This window comes from Gemmatimonadaceae bacterium, assembly GCA_019637355.1.
Taxonomy (GTDB): Bacteria; Gemmatimonadota; Gemmatimonadetes; order Gemmatimonadales; family Gemmatimonadaceae; genus Pseudogemmatithrix.
This window is the reverse complement of sequence record JAHBVT010000001.1, coordinates 3,114,012-3,136,119: the sequence shown is the minus strand read 5'-3', so window position 1 is coordinate 3,136,119 and position 22,108 is coordinate 3,114,012. Positions and strand designations below refer to the sequence as shown.

The following is a 22,108-nucleotide window of genomic DNA, read 5'->3' as shown; positions in this document are numbered from 1 at the left end:
GCAGCAGAAGCACACGTTAGCTGGACGTGAACAACCCTCTTCCCGGAGTTGTGGAATGCGGAAGCTCCTGATGCCAACGATTGCCTTCGCTTCGATGCTCGCAGCGTGTGCCCCGGCTCCGGTCGATGAGCACGCGTACCTGCCCGTCGGCACCACCGGCGCCTTCGCAGAGGCCGCGCAGAAGCACGCGGAGGAACTCGCCCGTGTCGCATCGGCACCGGAGGCCGGACTCTGGCTAGTGCAGGACGCCTCCGGTCGTCTGGTCGCGTCCGGCGTGAACGCGGAGCTCCCAAGCGAGATCTCATCCGAGGCAATCGACCACACGATCCCTGGCGCCAAGGGCGCCGACGTCCTCGAGTTCGGATTTGCGCGCACAGCGGCGCGGAACGCGAGAACGAGTGTGCGCGTCGCGTACGCCACGGTTCCGAGCAAGCTCTAGGCAGTTCGGCGCGCCGCCAGCTAACGGTGCTTGCTGCCGATGGCCGCGGTGCGGAAGCGTGGGTGGGGCGCTCGCATTGTGCCCTAGGCGGGTCTAGCGAGCGCCCCACCCACGCATTTTGTTAGAGCGTCCACAGCAGAAGCCAACGTTATGCGCACGAAGGAGAGATCGGTGACGTTCAAGCTTCTCACGCCCATGATCTTTCTCGTTGCCTCTGCTGCCTCAGGGCAGATTCCGGGCGGGTACTACGTCGGCTCGGCTGCAATCCTGCCCGATTCGGCGGTTGCGGAACAGGTTGCGCGTGGCTTCACGCTTCGCATCGCACGTACTGCGGCGAATGCACACGAGCGGCGTCTCATTGACCTGGCCGAGCGCCTCTTCCCGCTCCGCGACTCCATCCTTGCGGCGGCGCGCGAAGAGCGCCGACCAATTGTGCGAGAACGTCTGCGAAGAATCGCACAGCGCCCGGGAGAGCGGTGGTGGTGGGACGACTACGGCGACGTGCTCACGCCTTTCGCCGTCACTGGAGCTTCTGTTTCATACTACTCCGCTCGCCTCCGCGCGATCGCGGCTGGGCCGAATCCGTATGCGAAGTACGAGCCGGGTGCGCAGCACGTCGGGACCTTTGAGTACTCAGCAACCGTGCATCAGCCGGACGCAGAGTCACCGCCGGGCACCGCGCACGTGGTTCACCTTGCGCTGCGTTGGTACTATGGCTGTGGAATGCTTTGTGCCATCGGCTTCGACCACGAGCGTAAGGTGTACTTCGATGCTACCGGTGCAGTGCTGGCGGTCCGCGGCGACGGGATTCCCGCCGTGATGCAGTCTTGAGCTCTCGACGCCGGCGCATAACGACGCTTGCTGCCGACGGCCGCAGGTGCGGATTGGGTTGGGCGGGGCGTCCGCCTGTGACCTAGGATTGCTTGCGGCCGCCCCGCCCAACCCTCTTATTGGAGCGTCCGCAGCAGAAGCACACGTTATGCGGCAGGGTCCGAGTCCGCGGAGCTTCCGAGGCGTCGCGACGAAACGCCGGCTCGCCGTGCGCACCCCCGAACACACTTGAGGTGGTCCGTCCGGAAGGTTCCGCGCGCGGCGTGGGCGACCGGACCTCAACGCGGAGCGCAGGGCGCCGAATCGCGGCGCTGCCGAATACCTCCGCATAACGCGGCTTGCTGCCGACAGGTGCCCTTGGTAGCGCGGGCTACGCCCGCGCGTTTTATTGGAGCACCTGCAGCAGAAGCGTACGTTATGCGGCAGGGTCCGAGTCCACGAAGCTTCCGAAGCGTCGCGACGAAACGCCGGCTCGCCGTGCGCGCCCCCCAACACACTTTAGGTGGTCCGTGCGGAAGGTTCCGCGCGCGGCGTGGGCGACCGGACCCCAACGCGCAGCGCAGGGCGCCGAATCGCGGCGCTTCCGAACACCTCCGCATAACGCGGCTTGCTGCCGACAGGTGCCCTTGGTAGCGCGGGCTACGCCCGCGCGTTTTATTGGAGCACCTGCAGCAGAAGCGTACGTTATGCGGCAGGGTCCGAGTCCACGAAGCTTCCGAGGCGTCGCCACGAAACGCTGGCTTCCCGTGCGCGCCCCCCACGGCACCTCAGGTGGTCCGTACGGAAGGATCCGCGCGCGGCGTCGGCGACCGGATCCCAATGCGTAGCGCAGGGCGCCGAATCGCGGTGCAGCCGAGAACCTCCGCATAACGCGGCTTGCTGCCGACAGGTGCACTTGGTAGCGCGGGCTACGCCCGCGCGTTTTATTGGAGCACCTGCAGCAGAAGCGTACGTTATTCGGACCAGAGAGTGCCGCGCGTCGGATAGCGGCTGATTAGCCCCGCGCGAGGCCAGGCATCGTTGCTCTACGATCTCGTCATCCTCCCGTTCCGAGAGTTCTTCGAGGCGCTCAATGCAGCCGAGCGCTCGATCCTCTACATCCTGCTCGGAGCGGCGGCGGCGCTTGGCTTCCTTATCGGCCGACGGGGACGGACCACAGAAGGGGGATTTCGGCGGTTTGGCGCGTGGCGCTTCCCGACCTTTCAGAACTCCGGTGAGTCACTGGTGTCGCAGGTGCTGTCTCGGAACTTCCGCGCACCAGACTACCACTTGATGAATCATGTCACCCTTCGCATGGACGACGGGACGACGCAGGTGGACCACATCCTCGTCTCGCGCTTCGGCGTCTTCGTGATCGAGACCAAGGATTACAATGGCTGGCTCTTCGCGAACGCTGCTGACAAGACTTGGACCAGCGTGCGTTTCCGGCGGAAGTACAAGTTCCAGAACCCAATCCACCAGAACTTCCGCCACGTGCTGGCCGTGCAGAACCTACTGGAGTTCCTGCCGCGGGAGGCCATCGAGTCGGTCGTCGTCTTCACCGGGAGCGCGGAGTTCAAGACTGATGTGCCGGCCGGCGTGGTGCACGTCGACCAGCTGACGGAGTATCTCAGGCAGCGGAGCGCCGAACGCATCGCGCTCAACAAGATGCAGTATGCGGTTGGTCGGTTGGAGACCGGCCGCTTGGCGCTGAGCGGGCAGACCGACATCGAGCACGTGGAGAGTCTACGCCGACGATTTGGGCGCGAGGCCGAATAACGATGCTTGCTGCCGATGGCCGCAGCTAAGGATGGGTTGGGCGGGGTGGCCGTGATGACCTGGGCTGGTTGCGGCCACCCCGCCCAACCCTTTTTATATGAGCGTCCACAGCAGAAGCACACGTTGCTATGACTGGGCATCCGTCAAGGGCACGAGCTACATCGGCGCTCCCGCGTCGAGGGTGGTGAAGCGAGGGGCTCGGATCCCAGCGGCGGCTTCGACGATGAATCCTGCTGCTATACGCCGGTCAGTCTCCAGGAGACCGGAGCGGCACGAAGTGGATTCGTCCGGAGCAGGCGCGTTCTATGCGCGGGGATCCACGCTCTCGCGAGCGCTACCCGATAACGTGTGCCGCGCGTCCTCCCTATCGTGCCGCTGGAACCCGAGCCGAGCTGTCTCCTACGCCTGTGCGTGCGGCGGCGCCTCCTCGCGCATCACCGCCCACAGGAACCCGATCAACTCCCGCGCCACCGCCACCGCCGCGACCTGGCGCGCGTGGCCGTCCTGCAACCGGTGGTAGCGCTTGTACAGGCGATGCTGCGCCTTCCACGCGTGCGCGATCACCGCCGCCGGCTGGCCCGCCTGCCGCTGCTGGTGCCGCTTGCCCACGCGCGGCAGGTGCCGATAGCTCCACGCCGCCTGCACCAGCACGTGCCGCACGTGCGCGTTCCCCGCCTTGGTCAGCGCGCCGCGGCGCTCGCGCTCCCCGCTCGAGTGCTCGCGCGGCACGAGCCCCACGTAGCTCATCAGCGCGCGCGGCGACGCGAAGCGCCGCCAGTCGCCGAGTTCCGTGGCGAGCACCATCGCCGCCAAGGTGTCGATCCCCCGGAAGCAGCCCAGGCGCCCGACCAGCGGCGCATAGGCCGGCGTCGCCGCCAGCGCCGCCACGCGCTGGTCGAGTGCGCTGCGGCGCCCCTCCTTGTACGCCAGCAGCGCCAGGTGCTCCTGCAGGATCTCGCGGTCTTCCGCCTCCAAGGGCGACGCGGGCGCCCGCAGCAGCGTCGCCAGCCACGTGTGGTGCGCGGGCGTCCAGGGTTTCGCGCCGTACGCGCAGCCGCGCCGCGTGAGGAACTTCAGCACGTAGTGCCGCGAGCGCATCACCTCGCGCTGCAGCGTCGTCCGCAGCCGCACGAGGTCACGCACCCGCTCCTCGGCGGCCGCCGGCACCCGCACCGGCGTGAGCTCCCCCGCGCGGTGCAGCCGCGCGAGCTGCACCGCATCATAGCGGTCGTGCTTGCGCTGCACGCCGGGCCGCGTCGGCATCAGCGACGGCGCGATCACGTCGCACGCCACGCCCCACGCCGCGCACGCGCGCTGCAGCACGAAGCCCGCGCTACTCGCCTCGTAGACCACGCGCACCGTCCCCTCGCGCTGCCAGCGCCGCACATAGCGTTCGAGCTTCGGCAGCGCATTCGGGAGCCGGTCCACGCACTCGGCCTGGGCCGCGCCGTCGCGCAGCACCGCCGACGTGACCGAGGCCTTGTGCACATCCCAGCCAAGCCAGATAGTTGAGGCAGCTGCTGCAGGAACCGATGACATGGGCTGGTCCTCCGTTGCAGGAAGGGCGACGCACCGTCGCCAGTGGCTCTGGCACCTCCGACGCACTCGGGGAGCTAACCCACGAGAGGTCGGGGGGCCAGCCCAGTCATAACTTCTATGGCGACTGGATGAGCTCGAAATACTGCGATGCGCTTCTGACCCACGGACCTGGTGTGCTCAGTGTTTACTCCGTGCGTCGGGCGCCTCAGCCCAAACTATCCTTCCGCGCACTGCGCTGCTACGTTGGTGGCGCAATAGAGTTCGGGCTCTTCGCAATCGCAGCTCCCTTGCTCGCATCTTTGCGACCGTCCGCCGTTTCAATGGGGAGGCCTCCTCGGTGTCACGTGTATTCTCGCTTCTCAAGTTTGCCTCTTCGAGCTCAAGCAAGCGCCTCGGCTGGGACGTCGTTAGCGCACTTGCCCGGCAACGAGAGATTCAGTCCCTTCTTGTGCGCGCACCAACGTTCGAGCATGCGGCGGGCGACAGCCCTACGGTTGGAGTAGATATTGGCGGATTCGACTATCTCAACGTCGATGGCCTCACTCTCTTGGCGTCGCTCTTCGAGTCAACATTCGATCGGGGACATCCCATTGTGTGTCGACTCCCAGCGTCCGAGCGACAGCAGTCAGAGCTGCTCCGTTGCGGCTTCCTCCATGCCGCGTCGCGCGTCGCCTTTCTGGACGGAGAGGAACTAATCGATTGGAGTGGCCGCCCTGATGACAGTTTTATTCTAGGGCGACCAAGGCTCACGCGTCTTGATTCACTGGCTTCGATCTCGCACGTACAGCACTCTCTCGATGACCTGCTACTCTCGGGAGTAATGCTTCGACGCTTGGGCCTAGATCCAACAAGTGACGCCTCCGAATGGGCGGGCATCTTAGCTCACGCCATTCACAACATTCTGAAGAATCTCGTCGGCTGGAGCGGACGGACATCAGGTTTTCTCGCACTACAAGCAATTCGACACACTCTCGTGCGTCTTGCGATTACCGACTCTGGAAGTGGGGTCGCTGAGACACTCGATCGCCAAGCACTCGATTTCTCAGCCCCATCTCCGTTGCACGCCGCGCTGCTGCTTCGCTACTACCGACCGCGCGTTCCAGGGCTCTTCCATGTTGCGCAGACGGTGGTTCGCTGGGGAGGCCGATTCGTCCTCCGCTCTGGCGGACTTGAGTTGCGCCTTGATGAAGGCACTCGTACTGGCTCAGTTGATGGTCTCGCCGGTCGCATCGAGACACTTCCCGCGCGAAGCGTACCATTCCTGCCGGGCACGCAGATTCTCATCGACTTTGTGGTACCGGACTCCGCGCAGAGGAGACGATAGATGCTAGAGCGTCTGTTCATTGTAGACGCGCTGCACGTCGCACTGCGCGAAGCTATACACGATGAATCGTCGGAACCGCTCTACAGGACAAGACTGAACTACGGCCAAGAGCGCGACTTGCAGGTGCTGGAAGCTGCAATCCGGCAGCAACCCGAAGACTACACCGTATTCGTCGACCTGACTTGCGTCCAAAGCTTGTCGGATCGTGAGCGCCTTCGGCCAATTGAGTTGCTTGCATCCGCGCGGCCCATTGTGTTGGTCCTGCGGCAATCACTTCTCGTTCGCAACTCAGGGATAGCGTCTGCTCAGCCCTGCACGATTGTCGCGGTCGATTCATCACCCGAGGCACGCGTAGTCGAGATTCTTGGGGGATCCGGGCGCGCTCCGGGCAACGTGCTTGATCACGGCGCGAGCTTTCGGGACTTACGACGCGCTTGGCTCAATGATTATCTCGCTTCGCTGCTAACGACAGAAGTGCTTCGTGCTCCGCCTGAGGGACGGCGCTACCGCAGGATGCCCGACAGCACTCTCGCAAACACTTGGATTGACGTAAAGCGTATCCTGACTACGGGTCACGAGCGTGCCTTGGAGATTGCTTACCTGCTTGTGAGAGCATATACCGACGACTTCCGCGAAGACTACCAGCATTTGACCATCCTTACGGGAAACAACACGTCCGCAGTGCTTGCGACCTTGATGCAGGCACTTCTTGGTCCACAAGTCCGAGTTGCAGTAGTTGACCGGCTCGGCCCTTTTCCGTTCCTCTCACCCACTCGACTGCGCGATGCCATATCGAGAGGAGAACATGTCGTTGTTATTGAGGACGTCATCTCCACTGGGCGAGAGATTGACCTGCTTCAACTGTTGGCAATCGTCAACGATGGCCAAGTGGTAAGGGTGATTGCCCTGTATGATCTCGATATAGCACGACCGATATTGGTAGAAGGACGACGGCTTGACTCACTGTGCTGGCCTGGAAATCGCATACAGTATCTCCGGCGTGCTCATTCAGATTCACTCGTTCCCGACAAGGCTGATGAGACAGCGTGAAGACTTTGTGAATCAGGCGGGTGTGTCGAATCCGCACATGCCCGGTGGAATCCATCTTAATCGTTGGATCGAGTTCGCGTATGACTACTCCGCGTCGATCTGGGCGACTCCGATGCACACTCAGTTTGTTGACCACGGCCTATCGCACTCATACAGCGTGCTAAGGCGTGCGCTCTTGATCCTCGGCAAGGTGCTGTCGGGTCATCCGCGCGAGCAGCAGCTGAGCGACCTCGAGCGTGCGACCCTCGCCGTAGCCGCGCTAATCCACGATACGGGGATGCAGTGGGATCACTACGAGCCCACGTCCACGCGCCTCGGCCTCGAGGAATCGCGGCGACGACACGCGCCGAATTGCATTTCACTGATTCGGCGTGCGCTTGCGTCGGCGCCGGGAGACGGGATTCCAACGCTGCGACATGCGTTACCGTACAATTCGCTGTTCGGAACCGCTGCCAAGATTGGTGCGGCTCACAGCGGTGATGAGACATGGAATGCGGTTGTCTCTCTAGCAGAGGACGACGTTGGGTTGCAGGACTTTCCGCTGCGTGCAAAGCTGCTTGCGGCGGCGTTGAGGCTCGCCGACGAGATCGACAACGACTACTCACGAATTAATGACTATTCGCGTCTAACCTCCGACGCGCTTGATGATCTCACTCTCTCCCACTGGGCGGCTTGCTACTACATCCACGACGTACGCATCGATGCTACCGCGGGAGTTGGAATCCTGTTGTTTCCGCGCTTCCCGGATGCGGCGAAGGAGGATGAGATTGACGGCATTCGCTTTCTCATTGACCATTACCGCGTGCGTCGGATGCGCGAAGAGGCTGAACGCGTCAAGCCGTTCCTAAGAGTGGGGCAGAACCGCCCAGCACTCGTCGATGTCCGAATCGCCGATCACCGATTGCACGCAATCGAGCACTTCCCTGTGCGACTGCGTACGTACATCTCTTCCATGCGGAGGCAGCAAGCGGCGACACCGCAGGGCCCCGCGACGCGGGCTAGTACCATCGCTGGGAGCAATTCCTTTCTCTCGCGCGCGGCCAACAAGATTAGCGAGTGCGAGGCGAGCGGTCGCCTTCTGGACAGCGCCGCACATACTGCGCTGCGAACGGGATGGCACTGCAATCGCTACTATCGTTTCGGCAACTTGCTCGGTGACGGCCAGTTCCTCAGCGATCTCGGGCGCGGAGCCGCAGAACACTATCGGAATGTTGGCATCGAGCGCGTGATTGGCGTTGGAACCTGCGGCGCTCAGATGGCGAGCATCATCGGCTTGTCACTCAGGGTTCCCTTTACATATACGTTCGCGTCGAGCTCAGCTGCTGCAGAGCCTGGCACGCAGTCCGCGACCACCGACTACGAGATGGATCTCGGAGATGCAACTCCAGCAAGGGTACTAGTCGTGGACGACCTTGTAGGAACCGGATCGGCAGCGGCCGAGACCGTACTGCGACTTCGCGCTCGGGGCGGCCCTGCGCCCGTCGTACACATTTTTGCTCTTCTTCTCGCTGGCGATGCTGAAGCGTTATTTCGCGACGTGGACGACATCTCTGTTGACGTACTAAGTACCGCTCGGGACATCAGTTACTGGGAAGAGGGCTCGGACGGACACTGTGATGTGTGTCGGTCAGCCGAGGTGTTCGTTGAGCGAGAGACTTGAGTGCGACATTTCCTTCTCGCGCATACGCTAAGTGCAGTCCCAGGCTATATCCATTTGTTTCAGCATCCGCGTGCTTGCATGAGACGCTTGGGACAGCTACTGCCCTTCATCGTCACGCGAACAGAAGCCGTTCGTGTGCCATGGATCTCGCCTTTCCCGCTATCTGTATAGGCGCGCGCCATAACGACGCTTGCTGCTGATGAACGCGGTGCGGAGTGGGTTTGGCGGGGCGTCCGTGATGGGGACGGCTGGTTGCGGACGCCCCGCCAAACCCTTCTTATTGAGCGTTCACAGCAGAAGCACACGTTAGCCAGACCCACACCGATGGAACATCAGACGGAGCCTTGGCAGCAGTGACGGAGCAACCGCGCAGAGTGATCCGTTGGCTTCTCGACGGAGATCCAGCGATTCGGTGGCAAACCCTTAGCGATTTCGCCAGGCCGTCGCCGCGGGTTTTGGAGCGGGAGCGCAATAGAGTTGCAGTAGTTGGTTGGGGCGCTCGGTTGCTTGCTATGCAAGACCCGGAAGGCACGTGGGGCAGAAGGACTGGCAGTGGCGCTTCAGCTGACGGGGGACTCTACGGACCGAAGTGGACGTCCACAACATACACGATGCTCCTGCTCCGCGATTTTGGCTTGGCGGCAGACAATCCGCAGGCACGAAGAGCGTGCGGACTCCTACTCGAGGCCGGGCTCCGGCAAGACGGCGGTATCAACTACGGAAGGCACGACCAGAGCGAAACGTGCATCACAGGGATGGTGCTCTCCATCCTGTCCCATTTCAGGATTGACGATGCGCGCATCCAAACCATCGCGAACCATCTCTTCAGGGTGCAGATGCCCGACGGGGGATGGAACTGTAGACTCCCGCTCGGTGCCACACACGCTTCGATGAACACGACAATCTGCGTGCTCGAAGGCCTCCGCCTCTTCGAACTCCACTGCGGAGGCGATGCGCGAGCGCAGACGGCCGCAGAGCGCGGTCGCGAGTTCCTGTTGGCTCATCGGCTGTTCAGATCGCATCGGACTGGGAATGTCATCAAGTCCGATTTCAAGCGCTTTGTGTTCCCACCGCGTTGGCACTACGACATTCTCCGGGCTCTTGACTACTTCCAGGCGGTCGATGCGCCTCGCGACCCTCGCCTATCAGAGGCGATCGATATCGTTCACTCACGGCAGCGCGAGGACGGTCGCTGGTTCTTGGAGTACTCGTACAAAGGGAAGACGTTCTTTGAGCTTGAACCCATCGATGCGCCAAGCCGGTGGAACACTCTTCGCGCGTTGCGAGTGCTGAAGTGGTGGGAACAGAACGGCCCGGACCAATCGCGCACGAGGACGAAGGTATGAATAGGCAATTAGTGCGGGACAGCCTCGGCTGGGGATTTGTCCTCTGGCTCATCGGCTATGTCCTCGGCATCATCCTTGTGTTTCTCGTGCCGGTGAACCTTATCGGATGGATCATTGCTCCGATTGGGGCGGCCATCACGTTCTGGGTCGCTTTCAAGAAACTTCGAGGCAGCACGCTGGCCTATTTCGCGCTCGTCGCGCTCGTTTGGCTATTCATCGCGGTGCTCGGTGACTACCTGTTCATCGTCATGGCGTTCAGGCCTGCGGACGGGTACTACAAGCCCGCTGTCCACCTCTACTACGCGCTGATAGTGGCTATCCCGCTCTTGGCCGGTTGGGGACGAACCACAAGTCGCACAGCGGGGTCTTGACACGAAGCGGGTCTGGCTAACAAGCCGATGAACCTGACGGTCGCCTTCGGCGCCCGCAGGTTATCGGCGGGGCGTTATGCGGTCCAAGATACCTCGGAATGAGGGCCACCATTGAAACAGCTGATCCTGATCGGCCTGCTGGGCCTCGTACCCCCTCAGTGCGAGGCTGTAGATGAGCTCCGATGCACTTGCGTCGTTCAGCTCTCGCTCGACGAGCGCATCCGCAATTCGAGTGAGATCTTTATCGCCGAAGTCGTTGCTGTATCCGACACCGCGCGTCTCATGCACCCCGACGCTCGCCACCCGTTTCCGGCGCAGCACGTCCGCGTCGCCTCGCGCCAGGTCTGGAAGGGCCTCGTTCCGGACACCACCTCGGTGTGGCTCTTCACGACGGAGGGCTTGTGCGGGGGTCGCCTAGCTGTCGGCGAGCGCTGGCTTATCCTGCTCGACGATGCGGATCGGAACCTACGGATCAACATGGGTTCATGCAGCAATGCAATTCGTGCTGAGAGAGCCGGGGCCGTCCTCCGCGCCCTTGGCACGCCACTTCGCGAACCGGCCGCATAACGCTGCTTGCTGCCGACGGCCACGATATTGAAGCGCCGGCTACGCCGGCGCATCTTATTGGAGTGTCCGCAGCAGAAGCGAACGTTATGGCGACTACCTGACGAATAGATGAAACTCACACCGGCGCAGGTATCTGCGACCTGGACGCGCGTGATGCGGAGTTCGCCGAAGGAGTGGGCGAAGCTCGAGGCTAGGTCCGGCCCCTTTCAAGACGAGCTGACCGGCTTCGTGCTCGGCTTCACGCACCACCTCGGCGAGGACGCGCAGGAAGTCGCCCGAGACTGCATGGTTGCGTGCTACGAGATCTACCGCGAGCATCGCCCCGGAACCCGGCCCGCCACCGAAGATCAGATCTCGGCGCAGTTTGAGCGGTCCGAAAAGCGCATCGCGGACGCCGCGGCCCTCGTCGACGCCGGCTATCCAGCCGAGCAGATGTTCCATGGGTCGCCGCAGCCGCACCTGATTGCCGCCGTCTTCGATGCGGTCATTGGCAAGGATTCCGATGACCCCGGCGTGGACGACGACCCCGCGCTCGACGATGATGAGTTGTGGGACGTTGTCGCCGTGCTCGACACGGTGATTGCCGTCCTCGATGAGTGCGCGCAGCGGGCTCCTGCGCCATAACGACGCTTGCTGCCGACAAGCGCAGATCCGGTAGCGGTTGTGGGGCCCCTGCTCCACGATGCGGAAGGACGGCAGCGGCCCCACAACCGCATTTTTCTGTGAAGCGGCGGCCCGCGTCAAGCCCCAGGTGCGTTGACGCTGTTGCACGACTCAGTTGTGCCTGCGCTGCTCGAGGTGCTGCTCATCCTTCTGTTCGCGCTCGCTCGTGAGGCCCGAGGCCTCGGCGCATTGGGGTCTGCGAAGGAATGGTGGCGCCAACTATGGGGCGGCTCTCACCTGCGGCCATAAAATGCGTCGCGCTCACCACTCCCGATTCAGTCATCTCGATCCCACGCAGGTCCTGCCCTTACCCATCGATCATGCGGCGGACGCCGGCACGGGCTGCGGCGTCCGCAGGTGGCCCGCGTCGTACGCCCGCTGGTCCCGCCACATCGCATAGAGGATGCCCGCGAGCCGCCGCGCCAGCGCGACCGCCGCGATCTTCGTGCCGCGGCGATGCAGGATGCGCTGCGCCCACGCCCGCAACACCGCGGTGTCGCTTGACTTGGAGCGGAGGATGCGCCACGCCGCCTCGACCAGGAGATAGCGCGCGCGCCGGTTGCCCGCCTTCGTGATGTGGCCGAGTCGCCGCTTCTCGCCCGAGCTCCGCTCCCCGGGCACCAACCCGAGGAAGGCCTCGAACTGGTGCGCCGACGGGAACCGGCCGATGTCATCCGCGATCGCGACGATGCCGCTGGACGTCACCGGCCCGACGGCGGGGGCCGTCTGCAGCAGCGCGACGATCGGGTCCGTCCGCCCGAGCGCCGCGATGCGCGCGTCGGCGGCCGCGATCTGCACGTTCAGCGGCGCGAGGATCGCGACCAGCGGCGCGAGCTCGGCCGCCAGCACCGGCGAGAGCGGGAGCGCGGTGAGTCGTTCGACAAACCACGCGGCCGTGCTGTTCGGCACGCGCAGGCCGTCGCGGCGCACGAGGGCCTTGGCGAGCGCGATGCATCGCGTGCGTGTGCGGACCAAGGCCTCGCGCACCGCCAACTCGGCGCGCACATGCCGCCGCGCCGCCGAGACGCGGTGCGCCGGACGATAGGCGCCGAGCCGGAGCGCGTCAGCCAGGGTCCGCGCATCGCGCTTGTCCGTCTTCACCCGGCGGCTGCGCGTGGCGTACATCGGCGCGAAGTTCGGATCCGCCACGACGACCGCGTGGCCCAGCGCCTCCAGGTGACACGCGACCCACTCGCTCTCGGTCGACGCCTCGACGAGGATCCGCGCGGGCGGACGCGCGCCCAGCACCGCGGTGAAGCGGTCACGGCTCGTGACGATGCGTCGTTCGGTGACGCCGCCCTGCCCGTCGAGGATGCAGAGCTGGCTCTCGCGCTTGTGGAGATCGATGCCTATCATATCCATGGCGGCTGGCCTCCGCAGTGTGCCCCGTCGCGAGACGGCGAGCACGGTAGATGGTATGGGGCAGAACCTTGCACCCGTGGATGGGCGGAGGTCCAGCCGCCGCTTCATACCAACTATGGAAGCGCTCGCAGCAGAAGCACACGTTATCTGGACCGGAGAGGATCAGTGTCAAAGGAAGTCTCAGGACCACTGGGTGAGCTGAAGCGTGTAGTGGTTCCCGAGCCCGGAGAGGTCATCACTAGCCTCGCCACCGGCAACACCTTTGTCATGGGTGAGCAGCTTGGCGAGGGCCATTTCGGTGTCGCATACGCCTGCACTGACGTATGGGACAATCAGCTGGCCGCGAAGGTACTAAAGCCGGTCGGATCGTACGAGGAAGTTCGCGCAAAGGCAGAGGCCGAGTTTCAGAAACTGCTTTTTCTGCGCCACCCGTTCATCACGTTCGTGTACGATGCCTTTGAGTATCGGGACACATTCTACATTGTCACGGAGCGCTGCGAGGAGCCGGTTTCCTCCCTTTTCTCACTGCCTGACTATTTGGTGGGAGACTGGGGACGTCCGGTTGCGCGCTGCATTCTGCAGGCTGTCGCACACGTTCACGGTGCCGGCCTCGTTCATCAAGACATTCACCTGGGCAATGTTTTTACCTCGTACGCGTACGACGAGGTCGCCCCGGATGAGTATCAGGCGATTCAGTTCAAGCTGGCGGATCTCGGCGTCGCAAAGGTCGCGGGAGACTTGCGCGTTGAGAATACTCGCGCGCAGTGGATGCTCCCGCCTGAGGTTCTTGACCCCGATGAGTTCGGCCCGATTGACTATCGGGTGGACATCTATCACTTGGGGCTACTCTTTCTCCAGCTAGCGCTCGGCAAGGAGCTCAGCTTCACAGTTGAGGAGGTCCTTGCGGGAGCTCCGCGCGCTCTCGCGTTAACGCTTCCCGCCCCTTATAACTTTGCCCTCGAGAAGGCGCTTCGCCGGCATGCGGTCTACCGCACAGCTTCATCACTGGAGATGTGGCGCGATCTCAACTCACCTGCCGAGTAGTGCGCGCGCCAGATAACGACGCTTGCAGCCGACGCTCGCGATGAGTCCGCGAGTTCCCACGACACCCATGCGAACACTTACCCAGTTGTGGACAGTCGACGAGACATCATTGGCCCAGTTCTCCAGCGCTCTTCAGCGGGAACCTGACAGCCGTGAATGGTTCGACCTGCGCCGCGCGGCGGAACGCCTGTCTCTTGTTCCAGGATTCGATTCCCTAATCACGCTGAACGCGAATACCATAAAGGAGCTGCCGCACCAGATCGATGTCGCTCTTACCGTTCTCCGCCAGATGGGAGGGCGCGCGCTCCTCGCCGACGAGGTCGGGCTCGGAAAGACCATCGAAGCGGGCATCATTCTAAAAGAGCTCGTCGTCCGCGGACTGGCTCGGCGCATCCTGATTCTCACGCCAGCAGCGCTCGTAGATCAGTGGCAGGGCGAGCTGGAATCAAAGTTCTTTGAGAACTTCGATGCGCCCACGGGCCCCGACGAATGGCGGCGCGTTACACGGGGCATCGCCTCGTACGACCGAGCTCGTACCAAAAAGCATCGTGAGGCCATCCTCCGTCACCAATGGGACCTCGTCATCCTTGACGAAGCGCACAAGCTTAAAAACGAGTCGTCGGCGACGTACAAGTTTATTCAAGAGATTCGGCGAAACTACATCCTCCTGCTGACCGCGACGCCCCTTCAGAACGACCTCCGTGAACTGTACAACCTCATCACCTTGCTGCGCCCGGGACAGCTAGGGACTTGGACAGAGTTCGCGCAGCGCTATCTCGTGAGAGGCGATCGGCGACGCGTGAAAGACCCGGGCGCGCTCAAAGACTTGACCTCTCAGGTCATGGTCCGCACTCGTCGCTCTAGCGTCGCTCACGCGCTCGAACTGCCCAAGCGAATACCGCTGCACCCAATCACTCGGTTGACTCCGCCAGAGCGCGCGTTGTATCAGGCTTCGGTTGGCTACCTACGAGAGCTCTATCGGAAGGGCTTCATCCAGCCATCGCGAGAAGAGGCAGAGGAAGATCGAGCGCGGCGAAAGCGCAACACAGGAAAAGGGATTCTCACTTTAGAGCTTATGCGCCTCTGTCGGCGGCTATGTTCATCGTCCACCGCACTTGGCGTTTCGCTGGAGCGAATGGCTGAGGGTGAGTTCATCACTCCAGAGTACCGGCAGCACGCGCTGAAGCTAGCGAGCTTCGCTCGTGATGTAAGCGAGCACGCTAAGCTCCAGACTCTAGAGCGCCTCCTCGGGACGCACACTGAGCAGGTCATCGTATTCTCCGAGCATTTGCCAACGTTGGATCTGATTCGACAGTCGGTGGAATCGCTTGGGCGACGCGCCGTGATCTATCAAGGGGGACTTTCCCGAGACGAGCGAGTGAAGCGCCTGAACGCGTTCAAGAACACTCCTGACGCCGTGTTTGTATCGACGCGCGCTGGCACTGAGGGGTTGAATCTCCAGTTCTGCAATGTTCTGGTGAACTATGAGTTGCCCTGGAATCCAATGATTGTCGAGCAGCGTATCGGCCGCATCCACCGGATTGGTCAGACGAGGGACGCGCACATCATCAACCTGGCCGCTGAGCAGACGATTGAGGCGCACGTGCTCAAGCTCCTTGACCAGAAGATCAAGCTGTTCGAGTTGGTCGTCGGGGAGCTCGATGTCATTCTTGGCGAGTTTGGAGGGGCTGACGCACTTGAGACCGAACTGACGACCAAGTTCCTCGAGGCCGGTACGGAGGAAGAGTTTGAGCGTCTCATCGATGGTATTGGGCAACGGATCACTGCGAGCCGTGACGAGGGATTGCTCCAAGAGCAGCTGAATTCCGATATTGCGGCAGATGACAATGCGATGCGGCTTGAACGCGAGTTTCGGCACTTGCCGCCTGCCTCGCGTGTTCGTCTTGGCTATGGAACACGGCTTCTCGAGAAGAAGCAGGGCGTCGACTCTCGGCGTCAAGCAATTGGCCTTCACGAGAACGAGATTCTGGAGGCGCTTGAGCACGCGCACGTGGAGGAGGATCACGTGAGAGAGTACGGGCCCGTCTATCGCATCTCTGGCCTGACACACCGGCAGCGGGCAGTCCACTTGATGGTGAAGGCGGACTCGCTACCTATGATGCTCATTGAGATTGACGCTGATGCGGAGGCGCCCCTCGTGCGAGCGTCCTCGTGAGCGAAGGTGCGTCGAGCCACCCCGAAGGCCTCGAACACGAGACGCTCGGGGACCGCCACGTTCGTGATCTGATTGATCGCTACGCCGCACATACGGGTGCTTCGCTCACCGAACTCTCACCGCATTTGTATGAGCTGACGATCCCGGTTGCTGATCGCCGCACGTTCGGAAACCGCTCGAATGTGCGGCTGGCTTTCTCACTTGAGGCAATCCAAGCGGATGCCGACGCCGAGATGGCCATCGTCGGCAGCGCGTTTGTTGAGCAGCTCATCGCCGCGGTCCGTGGGCGCGGCGCGCGCTACTTTGCCGGCTCTGTGGGCGCTCAGGAGGCCGAGGCGAGTGCGCAACCCTCGCTTCCGGCATCTGTGAAGCGTGGCCAGGCCGCTGAAGCCGAGTCATCCATCGCGATTCATCGTGTGGGGCGCCTTACCGCTCGTGTCGCAGTTCGCGCAGGGGCGACGCTCGAGGAGCATCTGGTGGAGAGCCAGGTGTATGACACAGTCTCAGGAGTCGCGCTGGGCGCGGACATCGCCACCGAGTGTGAGCGTCAGCTCTTATCTGCGCAGTCTCGCGCCCTGATTCAGGGACCGCCAGTAGCGACCGCGATGCCCGCTTCAGATCTCGTGAGCCGTATGCTTGGGGATCTGAGGGTTGCGTTGGAGCCCCAGATCGAGCGCCTGCGCCAGAAGGCCGAGCGGGAGTTCACCCACGAGAGTGGTCGCATTCAGCGATACTATCAGTCTATGCTGGAGGAGGGCGGCGGCCGCGGAACTGCCATCCCCGATCGTGATGCGAGGCGCGTGTTCGAGGCTGAGCGCGACAGGCGGCTCGCAGAGGAACGCGATCGCCATGACGTACGTGCGGTCGTCCACCCAGTTCAGCTTACCGAATGGCAGGTGCTGGTTCAACGGGCGCATTGGACGCTGACTTCGAACGGACATCGTGGACAGGCGACTGCTGAGCGCGTGCTTGCTGGCGACAGACACTGGCACTTTGGCTGTCCAGCTTGTGGCGCGAAGGCTCCGAAGGATGTGTCGGTCTGCCGGCACGATCACGTGACCTGCTCTGCGTGTGATCGTGAGTGCTCGGTGTGCGAGGACTCATTCTGTGAGAAGCACGGAATCGCGGCTTGCCACGTGGACTCGCAGCCCGCGTGCGACGCACACGCTCGCACCTGCGTGTCGTGCCTCCGCTCACATTGTAGTTCGCACGAGGATGAGTGCGAGGATGGAGGGCATCCCGCCTGCACTTCTTGCATAGCGATGTGCGCGACTTGTGGAGACAAGGTCTGCGATAGCCACGCTTCTCACTCTGCCGCTGACGCGCCGCGCGGAGCTAGGCGCTTCTGCGCCCGATGTGTACGGCGCTGCGAGGGAGGATCGAACGAGTTGGTGGGGCCTGACGAGGTGTCGGGGTGTGCAACATGTGAGCGAGTTGTGTGTGAGGACCACCAGGCGCGTTGCGAAGTAGATGGGCACGTTCACTGCTCGACGCACCTCCGGCGTACCGATCGCTCTCGACGCTTGGTGTGCGTCAATGACAGGGCGGTGTGTGCGTACGAGCCTACCGCGGTGTTCGCGGTCGATGAAATCTCACCGTGCTCGAGCTGCGGCGCGATGGCGTGTGCTGAACACTTAGGGATATGTGCCGAAGATCTCGCCCTTCACTGCGACAGGCACCTGTCCGAACTCGGCGATCGTCGCGGAGAGAAGGCGTGCGAGTCCCATCGCACCACCTGCCACGTCGATGGAGCCGCGTTCTCGCTAACAGGGACTCACGAATGCCCAGTGTGCGAGCGGCGCTCGTGTGACCGCCATCGTTTTGAATGCACGTCCTGCGGGCGACACGTGTGCGCCGCTGATCGTGCTGCACCTGAGAAGCTTTGTGTAACCTGTGCTAACTTGCGGCCGCGTTCAGCACCCGCACAGGAGTGGCTAACTCCGGCGAATGAGCTATTTGAAGATGCGATGCGGGCAAAATCGTGGCGCTCGGCGCGGGATGCCACGCACAGTATCGTCGAGGCTGACTTGGGCTGGACGCGGAAGGTCGTTTTCGTGCTGCGACACGGATCGGACCGAGCCGAGAGAGCTAGAATGAAGTCGGTGCTCGGAACCAAGCGTCTCGTTTAGGTTGGGGCACATTATCATCATCGGTGGCCTTCGTCGCTGTCTCCGTTTCGGAGCTCAGGCGCAGTAGCGATTGTGAGGCCAGTGCTTCACTTTATGTTAGGATGCAGCGGCCCTACTCGCCCTCCGCAGAAGCGAATTATTCAACACTCGGTGCCATGTCTAAGATTCCCGCAAAGGTCAGTTCCCGCCTCGCAGCTGGCTTGAAGCGCTTTCAGCCCATTCTCGACGGGGCGCGCGCGAGAGATGTCACCGAGGCTGATACGGTGACCATCGTTAAGGACATCCTCGCGGAGATTCTTGGATACGACAAGTACGCCGAGGTCACATCCGAGCACGCAATTCGGGGCACGTACTGCGATCTCGCGGTAAAGCTCGATGGCAAGCTTGCGTGGCTTATCGAGGTGAAGTCCGCAGGACTCGGACTCAAGGAGAATCACGTTAAGCAGGCGGTGGACTACGCAGCAAACCAAGGTTGCGAGTGGGTAACGCTCACGAACGGAACACGCTGGCTCGTGTATCGAGTCGGCTTCGGAAAACCAATTGAGCACACGCTTGTCGCAGAAGTCGACCTTTCGCTCTTGAGTCCTCGCAAGGACGAAGACCTTGCCTTGCTATGGCTGCTCTCGAAGGAGGGCTGGCTGAAGAGCCATCTCGAAGATTTTGCCGCGCAGCAGGAGGCGTTGAGTAAGTACGCAATCGGGGCACTTGTATGCAGCGATTCTGTGGTTGGTGTTCTCCGTCGCGAGCTTCGTCGCCTCAATCCTGACACGCGAATCGACTCGGAACTCATTCAGGCGGTGCTTCGCACCGACGTCCTGAAGCGCGAGATTCTCGAAGGTGAGAAGGCCGAGTCTGCGAGGCGGAGTCTCGCGCGCGTCGCTCGCAAAGCGCAGCGCGTCAGGACAGAGGACCAGCCCACAGGTGTCTCCAAGGCAACGGTCGCGGCAGAGGTGACCAATTAGGACAGCAAACACAGCTCGACTTGGGTGCCATTCTACTCCAGCACGATGACACGGCCTCAGAAGTCGAAGTCGACACTCGAAGGCTTGGTGGTATTCGCCGCGCTGGCGACACTTCCCGTGGTCGTGCTCGAATCGCGCGGCATCACGTCGGTGGGACTCCTGGTAGCTGAATCGGCCCGGGATTCCCGGAGACTCGGTTAGTTGAGTCCCACGGCCGCGGATGCGGCGTGGGCGTGATAATACTGCGCTTCGTACTCCGCCGGGGGGATGTCCCCGAGCGGCTGCATCAGGCGCTGGCTGTTGTACCAGGCCACCCACTCGAGCGTCGCGTACTCCACGTCCTCCAGGCCCTTCCACGGTCCGAGATGATGGATGACCTCCGCCTTGTACAGCGCGTTGATCGACTCGGCGAGCGCATTGTCGTAGGCGTCACCGCGGCTGCCGACGGAGGATTCGATGCCGGCCTCGAGCAGCCGGTCCGTGTAGCGGATGGCCAGGTACTGCGACCCGCGGTCACTGTGATGCACGAGCGGGCCGTCGAGCGCGCGGTCGTAGAGTGCCTGCTCCAGCGCGTCGAGCGCGAGGTCCGTCCGCAGGGTCGTCGTCGCGCGCCAGCCGACGATGCGGCGCGAGTACGCATCGGTCACGAACGCGACGTACACGAAGCCGCGCCACGTCGGCACGTACGTCAGGTCGGAGACCCAGAGCGCGTTCGGGCGCGTCGCCGTGAAGTTCCGCTGCACGAGATCCTGCGGCCGGTGCGCCGCCGGCTCGGGCACGGTCGTCGTCGCCCGGCGCCCGCGCACCACCCCGCGCAGGCCCATCGCCTTGAAGACGCGCGCCACCGTGCAGCGCGCCACCACGCGGCCCTCCCGGCGGAGCTGCTTCCAGGCCTTGCGCGCCCCGTAGCGCCCGCGCGTCGCCGCCCACACGCGCTGGAGCGCCGGCCGGAGCGCCGCATCCGCGCGGCTGCGGGCCGGCAGGCGCGACGGGTCGCGCGCGCGCGCCTTCGCCTCGTAGTAGGTCGACGGAGCGATCGGCAGCACTGCGCAGATCGGCTCGACTCCGTACGCCGCGCGGTGCGCGTCGATGAAGGCCACCATCAGTTGGGTCGGCGGTCGAGCTCCGCCAAGGCGAAATACGCCGACGCCTTCTTCAGGATCTCATTGGCGCGCTTCAGCTCGCGGTTCTCGCGCTCGAGCTCCTTGAGGCGCGCGAGGTCGTCCGTGGTCGGGCCGGGTCGCACGCCCGTGTTCCGCTCGTGCTCGCGGACCCAGTTCCGGAGGGTCTCCTGGTGACAGCCGACCTTCTCGGCGATCGAGCGGATCGCGGCCCACTGGGAGCCGTGCTGCGGGGCCTGGTCCAGCACCATCCGGATGGCGCGTTCGCGGAACTCAGGCGAAAATGGGGAACGTCTGGGCATGGCTCCAACCTCTCACGATGTGGAGCCTCCGGCAAACCCGGGCCGATTCACCTCGACTGTTCACGCACACCATGCTATATGGCCACACAAGCTGACGTCCGCCGCATCGCGATGACGCTTCCCGGAACCGAGGAGGAGGCGGGCCGATTCGCGTTCTCCGTGTCGATCAAGGGAAAGCGGAAAAGCTTCGCGTGGGTGTGGCTCGAGCGGCTGGAGCGGCTGGAGCCCAAGCAGGCCCGGGTCCCCAATGCCTCCGTCCTGGCGCTCCGCGTTGCGAATCTCGGCCAGAAGGATCAGATGCTTCAGACTGAGCCCACCAAGTTCTTCACGGAGCCGCACTATAACGGCTATCCGGCGGTGCTGTTGCGTTTGCGTACCGTGCGCGTGACTGAACTGCGGGCGCTGCTTGCAGACGCGTGGCAGTGCATAGCGCGGCGCGATGGGCGCAGCGCCCCGTGAACACATTCATCAAACGCCGTGTTGCTACGACAACTAGACGGATCGCACCCGCGTTCGGATTGTTCTTCCTCTCGCCGCTGGTCGCGGAGTTCCTGCTTGGCAACATCGCGATCGACGCGATCTGGACCGGACTGTTCTTCGCACCGCTCTACGGCGGCGGGGCCGTTCTGATTCGCGAAGTCACCCGCCGCACCGGGCGCGGCTGGCCGACGATGCTGATGCTCGCCTTGGCCTATGCCGTGATCGAAGAGGGCTTGGTCACCCAGTCCCTGTTCAACCCGTCGTATTTCGGCTTCGACTTGCTCGGTCCAACGCACATCCCCCTCCTCGGCATAGGCGCGTGGTGGACGATCTATGTCCTAACCTTGCACACGGTCTGGAGTATCGCCGTTCCGATTGCGCTCGTCGAAGGGTTCGTCCTCAACCGGAATACGACGCCGTGGCTCGGCAAGCCCGGCTTGGCGGTGATCGGGGCCTTGTTCCTTCTTGGCGCGATTGTCAACTACTCCCTGACGAACGATCAAGAAGGCTTCGTTGCTTCGACCCAACAACGACTCGGCACGATCGTCGTCGTCTTGGCCCTGATCGTCGCGGCATTTGCGATCGGTCGGCGTCCGCCTCCTGATGTCGATCGCCTCGCGCCGAACCCGTGGGTGGTCGGTGTCGTGTCACTGCTAGCCTCGAGCTTCTTCACGCTCGGGCTCTATCTGCCAAGCTGGGCGACCGTTGGTGTCTGGCTCGTGTCATTTGCCGGGATTGCCGTTCTCGTCACGCGGTGGTCGCGTCGTGTGGGGTGGGGCGCCAGCCACGAACTCGCGCTGGCCGGCGGCGCCTTGTTGACATACGCCTGGCAGGGCTTCCCTCATACTCCGATTATCGGCACCACAGGGGCCGTTGACCTGATTGGGAATACCGTCTTCGCCGTCGGCGCGGTCATTGTGCTGGCGATAGCCGGCCTCAACCAGCACCGAAGGAAGGAGCCGTGAGGAATCACGCTTCCCCAAT

18 protein-coding genes and 1 other annotated feature are annotated in these 22,108 nt (G+C 63.0%); of the genes, 13 read left to right on the top strand and 5 right to left on the bottom strand.

The window, feature by feature from the left end:
- Window positions 1-55 precede the first annotated feature (55 nt).
- The 3 genes from KF689_14380 (at window position 56) to KF689_14370 (ending at window position 3,028) form a co-directional block, all read left to right on the top strand.
- Window positions 56-439, top strand: coding sequence for a hypothetical protein (locus KF689_14380; protein MBX3134566.1), 384 nt, complete (start codon window positions 56-58; stop codon window positions 437-439).
- A 150-nt stretch (window positions 440-589) separates the two neighbouring features.
- Window positions 590-1,270, top strand: coding sequence for a hypothetical protein (locus KF689_14375; GenBank protein MBX3134565.1), 681 nt, complete (start codon window positions 590-592; stop codon window positions 1,268-1,270).
- A 1,020-nt stretch (window positions 1,271-2,290) separates the two neighbouring features.
- Entirely contained in the window at window positions 2,291-3,028 is a 738-nt protein-coding gene (locus KF689_14370) for an NERD domain-containing protein (GenBank protein ID MBX3134564.1), read from the top strand.
- Window positions 3,029-3,427: 399 nt separating this feature from the next.
- Here KF689_14370 and KF689_14365 read toward each other — a convergent pair whose 3' ends face one another.
- Complete coding sequence (locus tag KF689_14365) at window positions 3,428-4,516, bottom strand: IS110 family transposase (protein MBX3134563.1); 1,089 nt, start codon at window positions 4,514-4,516, stop codon at window positions 3,428-3,430.
- A gap of 1,375 nt (window positions 4,517-5,891) precedes the next feature.
- Between KF689_14365 and KF689_14360 the strand changes: the two genes are divergently transcribed.
- Together KF689_14360 and KF689_14355 are read left to right on the top strand one after the other, a co-directional pair.
- Window positions 5,892-6,941, top strand: a complete 1,050-nt coding sequence (locus KF689_14360) for a hypothetical protein (protein ID MBX3134562.1) — start codon at window positions 5,892-5,894, stop codon at window positions 6,939-6,941.
- Window positions 6,892-8,601: a phosphoribosyltransferase gene (locus KF689_14355; protein MBX3134561.1), complete on the top strand. Its 1,710-nt coding sequence runs from the start codon at window positions 6,892-6,894 to the stop codon at window positions 8,599-8,601. Before KF689_14360 ends, KF689_14355 begins: the two co-directional genes overlap by 50 nt.
- Before the next feature lie 677 nt (window positions 8,602-9,278).
- On the opposite strand, the gene KF689_14350 is transcribed toward KF689_14355, so the two are convergent.
- On the bottom strand, window positions 9,279-9,623 hold the full coding sequence (locus KF689_14350; protein MBX3134560.1) for a hypothetical protein: 345 nt from the start codon (window positions 9,621-9,623) through the stop codon (window positions 9,279-9,281).
- Between the two features lie 239 nt (window positions 9,624-9,862).
- On the opposite strand from KF689_14350, the gene KF689_14345 reads away from it, so the two are divergent.
- The 3 genes from KF689_14345 to KF689_14335 all read left to right on the top strand — a co-directional run bounded on the left by KF689_14345 (window position 9,863) and on the right by KF689_14335 (window position 11,509).
- Complete coding sequence (locus tag KF689_14345) at window positions 9,863-10,318, top strand: hypothetical protein (protein ID MBX3134559.1); 456 nt, start codon at window positions 9,863-9,865, stop codon at window positions 10,316-10,318.
- A gap of 111 nt (window positions 10,319-10,429) precedes the next feature.
- A complete protein-coding gene (locus tag KF689_14340) occupies window positions 10,430-10,885 on the top strand; it encodes a hypothetical protein (GenBank protein ID MBX3134558.1) in 456 nt (151 codons plus the stop codon).
- A gap of 108 nt (window positions 10,886-10,993) precedes the next feature.
- A complete protein-coding gene (locus KF689_14335; protein ID MBX3134557.1) occupies window positions 10,994-11,509 on the top strand; it encodes a hypothetical protein in 516 nt (171 codons plus the stop codon).
- A gap of 357 nt (window positions 11,510-11,866) precedes the next feature.
- Here KF689_14335 and KF689_14330 read toward each other — a convergent pair whose 3' ends face one another.
- Window positions 11,867-12,904, bottom strand: coding sequence for an IS110 family transposase (locus tag KF689_14330; protein MBX3134556.1), 1,038 nt, complete (start codon window positions 12,902-12,904; stop codon window positions 11,867-11,869).
- A 171-nt stretch (window positions 12,905-13,075) separates the two neighbouring features.
- Between KF689_14330 and KF689_14325 the strand changes: the two genes are divergently transcribed.
- Together KF689_14325 and KF689_14320 are read left to right on the top strand one after the other, a co-directional pair.
- Entirely contained in the window at window positions 13,076-13,954 is an 879-nt protein-coding gene (locus KF689_14325) for a protein kinase (GenBank protein MBX3134555.1), read from the top strand.
- A gap of 109 nt (window positions 13,955-14,063) precedes the next feature.
- Window positions 14,064-16,130 carry a DEAD/DEAH box helicase gene (locus tag KF689_14320; GenBank protein ID MBX3134554.1) on the top strand — a complete coding sequence of 689 codons (2,067 nt, stop codon included), beginning with the start codon at window positions 14,064-14,066 and terminating at the stop codon, window positions 16,128-16,130.
- Window positions 16,131-16,744: 614 nt separating this feature from the next.
- On the opposite strand, the gene KF689_14315 is transcribed toward KF689_14320, so the two are convergent.
- Window positions 16,745-17,047, bottom strand: a complete 303-nt coding sequence (locus KF689_14315; GenBank protein ID MBX3134553.1) for a hypothetical protein — start codon at window positions 17,045-17,047, stop codon at window positions 16,745-16,747.
- A 1,367-nt stretch (window positions 17,048-18,414) separates the two neighbouring features.
- On the opposite strand from KF689_14315, the gene KF689_14310 reads away from it, so the two are divergent.
- The gene (locus KF689_14310) at window positions 18,415-19,221 is read left to right on the top strand and encodes a type I restriction enzyme HsdR N-terminal domain-containing protein (protein MBX3134552.1); all 807 of its coding nucleotides are present in this window, start codon (window positions 18,415-18,417) and stop codon (window positions 19,219-19,221) included.
- Window positions 19,222-19,418: 197 nt separating this feature from the next.
- On the opposite strand, the gene KF689_14305 is transcribed toward KF689_14310, so the two are convergent.
- Window positions 19,419-20,644, bottom strand: a protein-coding gene (locus KF689_14305; protein MBX3134551.1) for an IS3 family transposase whose coding sequence is annotated in 2 segments (ribosomal slippage) — window positions 19,419-20,353 and window positions 20,353-20,644 — 1,227 coding nt in all. Because the reading frame shifts where the segments join, the coding sequence is not laid out codon by codon here.
- Window positions 20,250-20,366, bottom strand: a sequence feature (AL1L pseudoknot). It overlaps the preceding gene by 117 nt.
- 78 nt (window positions 20,645-20,722) lie before the next feature.
- On the opposite strand from KF689_14305, the gene KF689_14300 reads away from it, so the two are divergent.
- Both KF689_14300 and KF689_14295 read left to right on the top strand, forming a co-directional pair.
- Window positions 20,723-21,103 (top strand): hypothetical protein, encoded by a 381-nt coding sequence (locus KF689_14300; GenBank protein ID MBX3134550.1) that lies wholly within the window; start codon window positions 20,723-20,725, stop codon window positions 21,101-21,103.
- Window positions 21,100-22,089 (top strand): hypothetical protein, encoded by a 990-nt coding sequence (locus KF689_14295; protein ID MBX3134549.1) that lies wholly within the window; start codon window positions 21,100-21,102, stop codon window positions 22,087-22,089. The genes KF689_14300 and KF689_14295 overlap by 4 nt, the downstream gene beginning before the upstream one ends.
- Window positions 22,090-22,108: the final 19 nt, after the last annotated feature.

Excerpts from the sequence above, each read along its gene's own strand:
- KF689_14380 (MBX3134566.1), top strand. The coding sequence starts at position 56 with ATGCGGAAGCTCCTGATGCCAACGATTGCCTTCGCTTCGATGCTCGCA.
- KF689_14375 (MBX3134565.1), top strand. The coding sequence starts at position 590 with ATGCGCACGAAGGAGAGATCGGTGACGTTCAAGCTTCTCACGCCCATG.
- KF689_14360 (MBX3134562.1), top strand. The coding sequence starts at position 5,892 with ATGCTAGAGCGTCTGTTCATTGTAGACGCGCTGCACGTCGCACTGCGC.
- KF689_14350 (MBX3134560.1), bottom strand. The coding sequence starts at position 9,623 with ATGCGATCTGAACAGCCGATGAGCCAACAGGAACTCGCGACCGCGCTC.
- KF689_14335 (MBX3134557.1), top strand. The coding sequence starts at position 10,994 with ATGAAACTCACACCGGCGCAGGTATCTGCGACCTGGACGCGCGTGATG.
- KF689_14330 (MBX3134556.1), bottom strand. The coding sequence starts at position 12,904 with ATGATAGGCATCGATCTCCACAAGCGCGAGAGCCAGCTCTGCATCCTC.
- KF689_14315 (MBX3134553.1), bottom strand. The coding sequence starts at position 17,047 with ATGCGCCCGTTGAACCAGCACCTGCCATTCGGTAAGCTGAACTGGGTG.
- KF689_14310 (MBX3134552.1), top strand. The coding sequence starts at position 18,415 with ATGTCTAAGATTCCCGCAAAGGTCAGTTCCCGCCTCGCAGCTGGCTTG.
- KF689_14300 (MBX3134550.1), top strand. The coding sequence starts at position 20,723 with ATGGCCACACAAGCTGACGTCCGCCGCATCGCGATGACGCTTCCCGGA.